A 12258-nucleotide genomic window follows, 5' to 3' on the forward strand; every position below is an offset into this window, starting at 1 on the left:
CCGTTACGCCACACTTTGCGCGGCCTGGTGGGTTTCTCGCAGCGCGCCCGGTGGTTGTCCCACCACCCGTTTAAAGGCCCGGCTAAACGCCGCGACGGAGCCGTAGCCTAAGCGAAGGGCCACGGTTTCGATCGCCTGTTGTTCCTGGCCAATATACTGTACCGCCAGCCGCATGCGGAGTTCCCCAAGATACTTGGCCGGCGTCGTGCCGGTCGCCGCGAGGAAGCGTTCGGCAAAGACGGAGCGCGATGTGCCCGCTTCTTTGGCCAGAGCCGCTACGCTCCAGTTGATTCCGGGCTGTTGGTGCATAGCAAAAATCGCGCGGCTCAGGCGCGGATCGCGCAAGACCTGGATCCAGCCAGTAGCCTTGCCGCAGCCGCTTTCCACCCAGCCGCGCACAATCAGCGCTGCCACCACGTCGGCCAGCCGGGCGAGGATCCCCGCAAAACCGACCTGACGGCCTAGCGATTCGCGCTCCATGGCGGCGAGCAATGGATGAATTTCTGGTCGCGTTGCCATCAGGCTGCTTACCATCATTACTTCCGGCATCGCTTTAATCAGCGGCTGCATTCCACCCAGCTCAAAATCCATACAGCCGGTAAAAATCACCGCGTTATCGCCATCGGGGCAGGTTTTGCAGTGAATGTCTTGCACCTGGTTGCAGATAGGTTCGCTGGGTAAGTCGGCAATGGGCGTCACCACGGCGTGATCGTCGGAGAGCAGGGCGTGTGCGTCTCCGTTTGGGATGAAGACGGCATCACCGCTATTGAGCGTGAAGCGCGCACCGCTGTGCATACGTAAAACCACCGGCCCGCGACTCACAAAGTGAAACTGGGCTTTGCCGGCGACATTGCCGAACGCCAGACCAAACGGCGCGCTGGCCTCAATCCGTCGATAGTTAACGCCGGAGAGGCGCATCCCACTCAGCAGTTCGCTTATCAAATCAGGTGTGTGGACGGTCATGGCCTCAACTCCGGACGAATTATCAATAATAAAAGATTTTACATCATAGATCGTCCGGGGGAGGTTTTCTATTCTTTGTGACCGTTATCTCATTTTTTTAACCGGAGAGTTACAAATGGATTCATGCGCTACCACCAGTGCGTCACTGGCCCCGGCCAAACCTGCCTGGCGAGCCGTCTGGTCGCTCGGTCTGGGGGTATTCGGCCTGATCACCGCTGAGTTTTTACCCGCCAGCCTGCTTACGCCGATGGCATCGAGCCTGGGGGTCACGGAGGGCGTGGCCGGGCAGACGGTGACGGCAACTGCGCTGGTGGCCTTGGTCACCGGCTTGCTGATCACGTCAGCCACCAAAAGCATTGACCGCCGCTGGGTGCTGATGTTCTTTACCTTACTGCAAATTGTCTCCAGCCTGCTGGTGGCGTTTGCGCCTTCGTTGCAGGTATTGCTGTTGGGACGCCTGCTGCTGGGCGTGGCGATTGGTGGCTTCTGGGCCATGTCGACCGCAACGGCGATGCGCTTAGTGCCGGCGAAGGACGTGCCGAAAGCGTTGTCGATAATTTTCGCCGGAGTGTCGATTGCTACCGTGGTGGCGGCGCCGCTTGGCAGCTATCTTGGCAGCCTGATTGGTTGGCGTAATGTATTTATTCTGTGCGTTATTCCCGGCGTGCTGGCGCTGTTCTGGCAACTGTGGGTACTGCCGTCAATGCGGCCAGAGAATAGCGGTAGCCTCGGCACGTTGTTCAAAGTGCTGCGCCGTCCGGGCATGGTCGGTGGGCTGCTGGCAACGATCTTTATCTTCAGCGGTCACTTCGCTTTCTTCACCTATCTGCGCCCATTCCTTGAGACCGTTGGCCGGGCGAACGTGGAAACCATTTCGCTGATTCTGCTCGGCTTTGGCGTCGCTAATTTTATCGGCACGTCGATTGCCGGATATTTGCTGGCGCGCAATCTGCGCCTGACGCTGGCGTTGGTGCCGTTCGCCATGGGCGTCCTGGCGTTGACGATGGTGGCCTATGGTCATCTGGCGTTGGTGGATGGCCTGCTGGTGACTCTGTGGGGATTTGCGTTTGGTCTGGTGCCAGTCGGTTGGTCAACCTGGCTTGCGACCACGGTAGCTGACGAGGCAGAAAGCGCAGGCGGCCTAATGGTAGCGTCTATTCAATTGGCCATTAGCGCGGGCGCGGCAGGCGGCGGGCTGGTATTTGATATGAATGGCGCGAACGGCGTATTCACCGCCAGCGGTGTGCTGCTGGTGGCAGCGATGGTGATGGTGTTTGCCGGTGTAAAGGTGAAAGCGGCAACAGCTGAAGAGTGAAAGGGCAATGCCCTTTCTACTAACAGTCAAAATCAGTGTCGCTGAAACCGACGTGCCCCCGCCTGAAATCGGTGAGACGGAGAAAGGAAGAGTTGGCCCGAAGGGCGAGTCCCAGGGATGGGACGAGTAGCGTCGAGTTGAGCCGTGCCGCAGGCTGGAGTTCACAGGTGAACGCAGTGCGAAGTACCGGTTTCACCGCGGGCTGTGGGGATAGGAAAGGGGAGCGCGGTGCTCCCCTTTGCCCGTTCACGGGTGCCGATGTTTCATATTCTACAAAACATAAGGTGAACGGAATTTCACACGATAGTGATAAGCACTACAGGACTTCCCACCTCAAACAAGCAGGTAGCTTAACCCGGTAAAAGCCACCATTCCCGCGAGCACCGTGGCAAATAGGCTACGACTTAAAACCCCGACCAGCGTGGCAACGGCGGCCGCCAGCAGTGAGATGCTGATACCGCTGCTGTTCAGCGCCGGTTTACCCAGCAGTTCGGCCGTAATGATGGCCGCCATAATGGCAGCAGGAATAAAACTCAGCCATTGCTGCAGGGCGGGCGGCATCCGAAAACGCGACAGTAAAAGCACCGGCACTACGCGCATCAGCGCCGTCACCGCCGCCGAGGCGAGAATGGCCAGCAGAATATTACGCTCCATGTTTGCGCTCCTTATTGAAGAAATATCGCAAACCCAGCGTGGCCAGCGTGGCGGCCACGGAGGCGGCGACGATCACGATGACGCTGGTATCCGCATGTCCGGACATCAGCAGAGTAATGATGACCGCCGCGGCAATACTGAATGACTCCAGCAGCTTACGACGGCTGGCAAACCACAGCATCAGCACCAGCCCGATAAACATCGACACCAGGCTAAAGCTTAATCCTTCCATTAAGGCCTGCGGCAGCGCAGATGCCAGACCTGCGCCAATCACGCAGGCAATAATCCAGTTCAGCCAGGCGGCGACGTTTAAGCCAAACATCCAGGCGAAAGAGACTTTGCTTTGCGGGCTGCCGTGCTGCACCGCCACCCCGAAGGTTTCATCGGTCAGCAGCAGGCCGCTGATAATTTTTTGTACGGTGGATTGTTCGCGAAAATAGACGCTCATCGCTGAGCTCATCAACAGGTAACGCAGGTTGACCAGCAGGACGCTTAACACGACGGAAAGGGTCTCCGCGCCCGCAGCCCAAAGGGAGTAGAACAGGAATTGCGCCGAGCCGGCGTAGAGCAGTGTTGCCAGTAGCGCCGTCTGGAAAGTGGTGAATCCGGCGAGGGTACCGATCGCACCCGCCGCGAAACCAATGCTCCAGTAGCCGGGAATGGTCGGTAAACAGGCCATGATTCCGGCGCGAAACTCCGTTTTGGCCTCACTGCGCGGTGAGGCCGTTGTGTCTGTTAACATCAAGTTTTCCTATTATTTATTTACTTAATAATAACTTTTGCCTGTCGGTGCTGGAACCGAAAATATAGGGTAAGTGAATGAATTTCACGGTGGCGTCGTGTCAGGTTGTCGCATCACACTCTTTGTCGTGATGCGAGGTGCCGATTGAGCCAGCGTCACCTCGTCTCCTACTGGCTGCTGCGAACAAACGTGCCCCACAAGCGACGTATCGTTTAGCTAAAAAATAGTATGGGTCTTCTACACTCAACCCATCACCGTTCGCTAATAATGTGCAGGAAAATGAATGAGCCGTGTGCTGCTGGTGGGGTGGGTAAGCCTTTATGCACTGCTGTGGAGTGTGGCGACCCTTTTATTGGATCCCGCCGTTCCTTATGATGCCGTCGAAGCTTTGAACTGGGCGCAAAACGCGCAATGGGGATCGCCGAAAAATCCCTGGCTGGTGGGCATGGTATGGCGTCCCGTGGTGTGGTTTAGCGGTATTCCGCTGAACGCCTACTGGTACATAACGCATTTTGTCGCGATTGCTGTCGGTATGGGCGGAAGTTGGTTTCTGGCGAAGACGTTAAGCGGCAGCGAGCGTCTGGCCTGGCTGGCGCTCCTGACGCTGAATCTGTCCGGCCTGATTAACTTCGACATCATTAGCTATAACGATAACTATCTGCTGGTGATGCTGTGGCCGTGGATGCTGCTGTTCTTTTACCTGGCGATGAGCCGTCATTGCGCATGGTGGATAGCATTCGCCATTGCGGCTGGACTCGGGACGATGGCCAAATATTCGACCTTAGCTTTTGTCGCCGGGGTGTTTGTTGCCACGTTAATAGTGCCCAGGCTCCGGGTTTGCTATCGCCAGCCGCTATTCTACCTCGCATTATTCACCGGGATTGCCATGATTGCGCCTAATCTGGTGTGGCTTTGGCAGCATGACTTCGCGGCCTTTAGCTGGGTGGATTCGCAGATTAAACGCCAGTTTAATCCTGAGATTTTGATAACGCTGCTGTCTATCTATTATCCGCTGTTGTTTTTAGGGGGGATATTGCACCACAGCCAAATTCCGCTGCGCTGGCCCGGCGATGGCGGTAAACGCGTCCTGATTCTGGTGGCCGTACTCCCTCTGGCGCCGATTGTGCTGTGGTTTTTGTTTCATGACGGCGGACGCCTAACCGAGTGGTTGCAGCCATTCTTTAGTCTGGCGCCTGCGTTGGTTGTGGCCTGCGCCGCCGCACCCCACCGGCAACCGGCCAGAAGCGCTTTGTTGGCGCTGATTGGCGCTGCGGCTCTGATTCTGCTTGGTTACACCACGGTTATGGTCATGAATGTAGAGAATGCCGGGCGCAAAATGAGCGGCGTGATTCCGTTCAGCCAGCAGATGGAACGCCTGTGGCAACAGCGCTACGGGACGCCGCTGCGCTTGGTGGGAGGGATTCGACTGGCTGAATGGCTCACCTTTTATGCCCCCTCGAGGCCCAAAATCATTACTCCGTGGGACAACAAGACGAAGCCGAATATCTATAACACCGACATCAGCCGCGGTGAAATCGAGCGATCCGGTGCACTATTGATTGGTTTGCCAAATAATGGGTGCACCGTGGCGTCGTTTACCAGGGTCCTGGAACCGTGGCCGACGCTTTCGCTTGATGCAATCGAGGAGACCCTGTATCAGGAAGATGAGCGGCAGGGAACGAAGGCGCTCTGTGTCGGTTTCATCAGGCCGCAAGAGCCCTCGCCACCGAGATCCACTCGGTGAGGTTCCTGACGACGGCATTTACGGCTGGACCTGCTTCAGAGACCGTTGGCAGTGTGAAGAATCTCAGGCCAATGGTGACACGAGGGAAAAATAAAGGCATCGGGCTGCTTAATCGCGGCTTCCTGCCAGTAAAAACCTTGCCCGTATTGGACATTGAGCTGCTGTGCTAACCGCAGATCGTTCGCCGTTTCGATACCTTCAACAATGGTCTGCTCGCCATAAATCTTTACGCGTGCGATTTGCTCTGCCAGTTCGTCAGGGTTCTGGCGATGGAGATGAAAGTAAGCGCGATCGATTTTGATGCCATCAAACTGCCAGCCCAGTCGGCTTAAGGCGGAGAAATAGCTGGCGTGATAGTCATCCAACCAAATTTCAAACCCAGCGGTACGCAGCATTTCAAGATTTTTCGCCAGCAAAATGTGCTGCAACGGCGTCAGTTGCCCGAGGTTTTGCGGATCCTGTAGCTCTATGACCTGTCGAAAGGGAGAGAGCAAAAGGCTACGGATATGCGTTTCGCGGATCAGCACCTCAATCGTTAAGTTGATGAACCATTTGCTCTTGAGTCCCGCAAGCTTCAGCGATTGGAGTTGCCACTCGCGTAATTTGAGCAGAACCGATGCGTCGTGCTGAGCAAAAAACAGCTCGAGTGGGATGGTGGCGTGCGCATCGGCCAGCACTTCGTAGTAGTCGGTAGGGCGAGGGTTAGCCAGCGCAACAATAGGCTGTAACCGAATTTTCTCCATACGCATTTTGCTTCGCCTTTCTCAGATATCTCGCCCAATATTAAGGTGCTGCCCTGATGGCTTTCCACATATACCACCAATGCTCAATTAAATAGATGTTTATTCTTGTTTATTGCCTGTTTTAATATTTTAATGGAAGTGAACGTGTTTGAAGGTGGCGTTTTTGACGTGTTCTTATAATCTGTTTTGAGTGTGTGAGAACGACTTAAGCGATTATTTACAGAACAAGATGTGCAGGGTGTTGAAATTATCGTTACTCACTTTTAATATATCATTAACCAAATTATAACAGTATTATCTGCGGGCGCCAAATTAAGCGGCTGTTCTTGGGTGTTATGCGTGATTGTCATCGACGTAAACTATCATCACCCCAGCTTTTGTGGTGGCCAAGTCATTTTTGTCGTGCTTTTCAGGGATTATCTGGCATTGGCAGAGTGAATATTGAGCTGGTGCAGGATATATCATCAGACATAATCCATAGCCCCTACGATAAATATCTGGTCATTCATTAATCCATTCCTTAATTACTTAATATGGAAGTGTCATTTTTTCTATTTTTATAGTAAATTATGTCGTCTTTTGCTATTTCTATGGTATAAAAATATTACATCTTATCGATTGTGCACTTAATGTTTCAAAGTTATCTCTTAGTAAATATTATTAGTATTAAGATTTTTCTTAAAAATGATCTGCATTCGGTTTCTCTGATTGGCCTCAATTTGTTGCGCAAGTGAATGATGCTTTGATGCCGTGGAAAAGAGCCTTGGATATGATATTTACGATTAATGGACAAATTGTTTTTGATTCTGATACAGGAATGCTTGGACTGATTGACTCTTTGGATGAGAGGGTGCAAATATCCAATCCAACCAAGCGACTATTATTGCTGCTCATTCAACATCAAGGAGAGGCGGTTAAAAGAGATATTATCTTTAAAAAAGTCTGGGATGACTTTGGCATGATTTCCAGCAACAACAACTTAAATCAGTGTGTGAGTAAACTTCGCCGGTTAATTAAAAATTTTGGTCTCGATGATGAGGCCATTGTGACCATACCTAAAATCGGTTTTATGCTGCATCCGCAGATAGAAATTGAACGCGGTGCTGATGTTACATTAATGCCGCATGAGGGTGATATCAGCGTTGAATCTGATTTTGAGCACTCACCGGAGCATGTTCCTGCTGAGCATACGTTGAAAGAGAGGACGGCAGGTTTGCTGATACGTTCTAATATCTCGTTGTTAATATTACTGATCGCCATCATTGCCTTGGGCGCTGCGGTGGGTATTTGGTTTGCAACCAAACCGCTGGAGCGGCGAGAAGTCTTTGTCGGCCAGGCCGGGACCTGCAAAATCCTGATGTCTGAAACCTTGCTGCAGGATGATAATAGCACGACGCTAAAATCTGGCGTGTTGAGTTATGCGCAAAGGCTTAAGCCACAATGTACCAGCGATGAATATGTGCTGGTGATTAAAAGCCGCACGTTGCGCACATGGAGTCGAGATTTATCGCGCTTGTATTTTATGCGCTGCGGCACACTGCGTGATAGTAAGTCTGAAGTCTGCTGGAGTATTACCGAACCGGCTGCATCAGCTGGTTGAGAGAGCGGTGCTAACCGCGAATGTTTCCGTTCAGGGTATCCCGCTATAAAAGGCCGCTTTGCCAAATCAAAGCGGCCTTTTTTAAGTTAACTTTCCCGTCACTTTGTTGCTTCTACTCCATCTTTTGGTCCTATCCGACCCGTTGCGCAACTCTTCTGTGCAATTGTGTTGTTCTCCTCGCGATACGTTTTTTAACGTCAGAACTTGATGCTACCGCCCGCCCGTTATTTAACAACACGCACCGTCCCGCGTACTTTGGCTAAGTCACTACGCATTCCAGACGGGGTTTATGAATAAGCATGAATGCTGAATGATGGCATCGATTTAATTTTTGCAAAAGGATACATAATTAACAAAAACACCACAAAACAAATGGTCTTTTATCAGGGGTAAGAACTTAATAAAGCTTATTCTAACATTAAAAATAGAATAAAAATCTATTGAATCACCGTCTGATGGTTAATTGTTGTGTGATTTGGCGAAATGTATATGATTTGTGTCAGTGGTAGCGGCAACCTTATTGAAGTTTCTGATAGCCAGGAAACGGTGGCCTGACCATAAAAACAAACAGCGTGTCTTATAAATTACAGGAAACAGCACCATGAATAAAAAAACCACCATCGCCATGTTTGTAAGCGTCATGCTGGCATCCAGCAGTGCAATGGCTATTTCAGATAACACCATTACTTTTCAGGGGGAGGTGACTGATGAAACGTGCTCTGTGGCAATTAATGGTAATGGCGCCACGCCGGTAATCTTATTACCAACCGTCAGCACCAAAGATCTGGCAAAAAGCGGTGATACCGCTGGGGATATTACGTTTGATATTGGGTTAGCGGGTTGTACGGGTAATCCGTCTACCGAGACCAATATTTCAACCGTCTTTGTCGGTAATCAGGTCACTACCAATGGCAACCTCGGAAATACCGGCAGCGCAGGTAATGTTGAAATTCAGTTGCTCGACACCAAAAATGCCGTGATTAATTTGACCAACGGCTTCACCGGTAACGGAGACTTAAAACTGGCTGCGGGTGCGTCTGAAGCCTCTGCGACTTATACCGCCCAATATTATGCCACCGCTGCCGCCACCGCGGGTACGGTAGAAGCGACGTTACAATACGCTGTTTCTTATCAGTAATCATCAATGGCATGGCGTCATTTGGCGCCATGCTTTTAATTCGGTGAAGGTGGTATCGATGAAGTCTGCTTTATATGGTCGCCATGTACGGTATGTTATCGGGTTTATTATCGGATTAATGATTATTCCTTCGGCATATTCCAGCGTCACGATGCTAGGCAATCGTATCATTTATCCAGCAGCAGCGAGGTCCGTTGACGTTCAGCTTAAAAATAATGACGACTTTCCCTACATTATTCAAACCTGGTTTGATGACGGTAACCTAAATGCCGGGCCAAATCAGGCCAGCGGAATTCCATTCGTTGCCACCCCGCCTGTTTTTCGGATTCAAGGGAAAAATGGCCAAATAATACGCATTGCGGCGACGGGAAATAAAAATCTACCGCCAGATCGTGAATCAGTCTATTGGTTTAATATTTTACAAATTCCGCCTTCTAATTTGCAGGGAACAGAAAATAAAAACCGAATGCTGGTTATGCTGCGTACTCGGGTAAAACTGTTTTATCGTCCGGCAGGCATATCGGCACCCACGGCACAATTAAAAAATCTCAAGGTCAGGCTGCTGTGGAACAGCAGTCGAGGGCTGGGCGTGGAAATAGCAAATCCGCATCCTTGGTTTGCTTCTATCAGCGACATCGCGGTCACGCTCGTCGGTCAAAAAAGCACGCTGCACGCGGATATGGTGAGCCCATTTTCACAGCGCACTTTCTGGTTCCCGGCGATAAAAAACAGGCCTAAAAGCGGTGGCACGGTGTTGGTCACCGCGGTCAACGATCAGGGGAGCCGAATAAATGAACAATATGATGTCGCGTTACCCTGAATTTAGCGTCAGTCTGCTGGGATCGCTGGTGGCCATCGGCTGGACGGGAATGGCGCATGGCGAAGAATATCAATTTGACCCCTCGTTATTCCAGGGCACGCCCTATGACGTCAACCTGGCGCAGTTTGGGGCGCGAGACGTCATGCCCGGCAACTATCGCGTTGATGTCTATGTGAATAACACGCTGGCGGCGAGCGGCAGCGACGTCGAATTTCGTCATTCGTCACAGAGTGGAACGACAGAACCTTGCCTTTCGCGGGAGGTGATGACGGCAGTCCAGCTCAAGTCGCTGGCGGGTGAAAAGCAGGCCGATGCGGGCGAGTGTCATTCATTGCGGGAATGGACAGCGGCGGGAAGCTGGCAGTTTGACCAATCGACATTACGTCTGCAGTTGTCTATTCCCTCCACGGAGCTGGTGCGCAGCACGCGCGGATACATCCCGCCTACGGAATGGGACGCGGGGATGCTGGCGCTATTTTTGCGCCACAATACTAGCTATACCACCACGGAAAATACCGGTAGCCATTCTCGTTACCAGTATTTATGGAGCGGCATTAACAGCGGGCTAAATATTGGCCTGTGGCAACTCCGTCACCAGGGCAATTTACGCTACGTCGACAGTAATATGGGCAACCGTGCCTACCACTACAGCGCGGTTCGCACATGGCTCCAGCGGCCGATCGAGCCTCTTAACAGCGTGATCTCGCTGGGCGATGGCTATACCGATAGCAGTCTGTTCGGTAGCCTGTCGTTTAACGGCGTCAAGCTGGCCACCGATGAGCGCATGCGTCCGCAGGGTAAACGCGGCTACGCACCGGAGATCCGTGGCGTAGCCGCAAGTTCGGCCCGTGTGGTGGTGAAACAGCTAGGCCGCGTTATCTATGAAACGCAGGTCGCGCCAGGACCTTTCCTCATTGACGATCTTTATAACACGCGTAACCAGGGCGATATCGATGTCGATGTGATTGAAGCAGACGGCAAAATATCGACCTTTACGGTGCCGTATTCCTCCGTTCCCGATTCGGTTCGTCCGGGGAATTGGCATTACGCAGTGGCGGCAGGAAAAGTGCGTGATTATTACAGCGTCGATAACGACTTTATTGAGGGCGTTGTTCAGCAAGGGGTGAGTAACCAACTGACCTTAAACCTGGGGACGCGGCAGGCAAAGGATTATCAGGCCTGGCTGGCGGGGGGCGTTTGGGCGAGCTGGCTTGGTGCGGTAGGTGTCAATGCAACCTGGTCGAGCGCGCGGGTGTTGAATAACCAGCGCGAACAGGGATGGCGGGCGGAAACCAGCTACAGCAAAACCTTTTCATCGGGCACGAACCTGGTGTTGGCCGCCTATCGTTATTCCACCGAAGGTTTTCGCGATTTACAGGACGTTTTGGGCGTACGCCGCGAGGCCAAAAACGGCATCAGTTATTACTCCGATACGCTACAGCAGCGTAATCGACTGTCGGCGGCCGTAAGCCAGTCGATGGGCGATTGGGGAATGCTCAATCTGAATGCCAGCACGGCGGATTATTATAATAATCAGTCGCGCATTACCCAAATCCAGGCGGGCTACAGCAACCAATGGCGACGCATCAGCTACGGCATTAACGTGGCGCGTCAGCGTACCACGTGGGATTACGGGCGCTTCACTCGCAGTATTGATGATGTGCCTTCGTCCAGCAGCCAGCAAAAATATACCGAAACCACGCTGTCGGTGAACGTGTCGATCCCTCTTGACTGGGGACGCAGTATGTCAAACGTGACATATAACTACAGCCAGTCAAAGCAGAGCCGGTCTTCAACGGTTTCGCTGACCGGCTCGTCAGGTGAATACCGCGATCTAACCTGGTCGGCCTACGGGGGGTATGAGCAATATCGCCAGGGCGGCAATACCACCGCCTGGGGGGGCAACGTGCAAAAAAATACCCGCATTGGGGCCTTACGAGCCAGCTACGACCAGGGCGATAACTATCGACAGGCCGGGTTGGGGGCTTCCGGAACGCTGGTGATTCATCCCGGCGGGGTCACCCTAGGGCCGTGGACGAGTGAGACGTTTGCTCTGATCCATGCTGAAGGGGCGCAGGGGGCGATTGTGCAAAACGGACAGGGGGCGGTGATCGACAGTTTTGGTTACGCTATTTTCCCCGCGTTATCCCCGTATCGCAGCAATAACGTCAGTCTTGAAACGCGTCAAATGAGCCGCGACGCGGAGCTGGTTGGCGGCAGCCAGCGCGTCGTGCCTTATGCCGGAGCTATCGCGCGGGTGAATTTCCAGACCCTGAAAGGAAAGGCGGTGCTAATTAATTTGTCATCCACCCAAGGAGCGGTTCCACCGATGGGGGCCGAGGTGCGTACCGCCGAAGGCACACTTATCGGCATGGTTGGCCAGGGGGGGCAAATCTATGCCCGGGTACCGAATGCCTCCGGGCTGTTACGCGTACTTTGGGGCGAGGGCACTCATCATCATTGCGTGGTTCGTTACCAGGTGACCGGGAAAAACGAGGCAGATTTGATTCACCTGAATCAGGTCTGCGAAAGGGAGTAA

The 12258-nt window shown here is 52.7% G+C and carries 10 protein-coding genes; 6 read left to right on the forward strand and 4 right to left on the reverse strand.

The window, feature by feature from the left end; all coding sequences use genetic code 11:
- Positions 1 to 3 precede the first annotated feature (3 nt).
- Positions 4 to 963 carry an AraC family transcriptional regulator gene (locus tag KCR01S_RS06300; RefSeq protein ID WP_061281207.1) on the reverse strand — a complete coding sequence of 320 codons (960 nt, stop codon included), beginning with the start codon at positions 961 to 963 and terminating at the stop codon, positions 4 to 6.
- Positions 964 to 1078: 115 nt separating this feature from the next.
- Between KCR01S_RS06300 and KCR01S_RS06305 the strand changes: the two genes are divergently transcribed.
- Complete coding sequence (locus KCR01S_RS06305) at positions 1079 to 2278, forward strand: MFS transporter (protein WP_061281211.1); 1200 nt, start codon at positions 1079 to 1081, stop codon at positions 2276 to 2278.
- 333 nt (positions 2279 to 2611) lie between these two features.
- On the opposite strand, the gene KCR01S_RS06310 is transcribed toward KCR01S_RS06305, so the two are convergent.
- Together KCR01S_RS06310 and KCR01S_RS06315 are read right to left on the reverse strand one after the other, a co-directional pair.
- Positions 2612 to 2932: an AzlD domain-containing protein gene (locus KCR01S_RS06310; RefSeq protein WP_061281215.1), complete on the reverse strand. Its 321-nt coding sequence runs from the start codon at positions 2930 to 2932 to the stop codon at positions 2612 to 2614.
- Complete coding sequence (locus tag KCR01S_RS06315; RefSeq protein ID WP_061281219.1) at positions 2922 to 3674, reverse strand: AzlC family ABC transporter permease; 753 nt, start codon at positions 3672 to 3674, stop codon at positions 2922 to 2924. Before KCR01S_RS06315 ends, KCR01S_RS06310 begins: the two co-directional genes overlap by 11 nt.
- 283 nt (positions 3675 to 3957) lie before the next feature.
- Between KCR01S_RS06315 and KCR01S_RS06320 the strand changes: the two genes are divergently transcribed.
- On the forward strand, positions 3958 to 5418 hold the full coding sequence (locus KCR01S_RS06320) for a glycosyltransferase family 39 protein (RefSeq protein ID WP_061281222.1): 1461 nt from the start codon (positions 3958 to 3960) through the stop codon (positions 5416 to 5418).
- A 35-nt stretch (positions 5419 to 5453) separates the two neighbouring features.
- Here the strand turns inward: KCR01S_RS06320 and KCR01S_RS06325 are convergent, their stop codons facing one another.
- Entirely contained in the window at positions 5454 to 6167 is a 714-nt protein-coding gene (locus tag KCR01S_RS06325; protein ID WP_061281225.1) for an EAL domain-containing protein, read from the reverse strand.
- Between the two features lie 739 nt (positions 6168 to 6906).
- Between KCR01S_RS06325 and KCR01S_RS06330 the strand changes: the two genes are divergently transcribed.
- The 4 genes from KCR01S_RS06330 to KCR01S_RS06345 all read left to right on the forward strand — a co-directional run bounded on the left by KCR01S_RS06330 (position 6907) and on the right by KCR01S_RS06345 (position 12258).
- Entirely contained in the window at positions 6907 to 7761 is an 855-nt protein-coding gene (locus KCR01S_RS06330) for a winged helix-turn-helix domain-containing protein (protein WP_082767946.1), read from the forward strand.
- Positions 7762 to 8362: 601 nt separating this feature from the next.
- Positions 8363 to 8899 carry a fimbrial protein gene (locus KCR01S_RS06335; protein ID WP_061281231.1) on the forward strand — a complete coding sequence of 179 codons (537 nt, stop codon included), beginning with the start codon at positions 8363 to 8365 and terminating at the stop codon, positions 8897 to 8899.
- A gap of 43 nt (positions 8900 to 8942) precedes the next feature.
- A complete protein-coding gene (locus KCR01S_RS06340) occupies positions 8943 to 9719 on the forward strand; it encodes a fimbria/pilus periplasmic chaperone (RefSeq protein ID WP_061281234.1) in 777 nt (258 codons plus the stop codon).
- Positions 9703 to 12258: a fimbrial outer membrane usher protein gene (locus KCR01S_RS06345; RefSeq protein ID WP_061281237.1), complete on the forward strand. Its 2556-nt coding sequence runs from the start codon at positions 9703 to 9705 to the stop codon at positions 12256 to 12258. The genes KCR01S_RS06340 and KCR01S_RS06345 overlap by 17 nt, the downstream gene beginning before the upstream one ends.

Origin of the sequence: Kluyvera cryocrescens NBRC 102467 (assembly GCF_001571285.1) — a bacterium.
Taxonomy (GTDB): domain Bacteria; phylum Pseudomonadota; class Gammaproteobacteria; order Enterobacterales; family Enterobacteriaceae; genus Kluyvera; species Kluyvera cryocrescens.

Excerpts from the sequence above, each read along its gene's own strand:
- KCR01S_RS06300 (WP_061281207.1), bottom strand. The coding sequence starts at position 963 with ATGACCGTCCACACACCTGATTTGATAAGCGAACTGCTGAGTGGGATG.
- KCR01S_RS06305 (WP_061281211.1), top strand. The coding sequence starts at position 1,079 with ATGGATTCATGCGCTACCACCAGTGCGTCACTGGCCCCGGCCAAACCT.
- KCR01S_RS06310 (WP_061281215.1), bottom strand. The coding sequence starts at position 2,932 with ATGGAGCGTAATATTCTGCTGGCCATTCTCGCCTCGGCGGCGGTGACG.
- KCR01S_RS06315 (WP_061281219.1), bottom strand. The coding sequence starts at position 3,674 with ATGTTAACAGACACAACGGCCTCACCGCGCAGTGAGGCCAAAACGGAG.
- KCR01S_RS06320 (WP_061281222.1), top strand. The coding sequence starts at position 3,958 with ATGAGCCGTGTGCTGCTGGTGGGGTGGGTAAGCCTTTATGCACTGCTG.
- KCR01S_RS06325 (WP_061281225.1), bottom strand. The coding sequence starts at position 6,167 with ATGCGTATGGAGAAAATTCGGTTACAGCCTATTGTTGCGCTGGCTAAC.
- KCR01S_RS06330 (WP_082767946.1), top strand. The coding sequence starts at position 6,907 with ATGCCGTGGAAAAGAGCCTTGGATATGATATTTACGATTAATGGACAA.
- KCR01S_RS06335 (WP_061281231.1), top strand. The coding sequence starts at position 8,363 with ATGAATAAAAAAACCACCATCGCCATGTTTGTAAGCGTCATGCTGGCA.
- KCR01S_RS06345 (WP_061281237.1), top strand. The coding sequence starts at position 9,703 with ATGTCGCGTTACCCTGAATTTAGCGTCAGTCTGCTGGGATCGCTGGTG.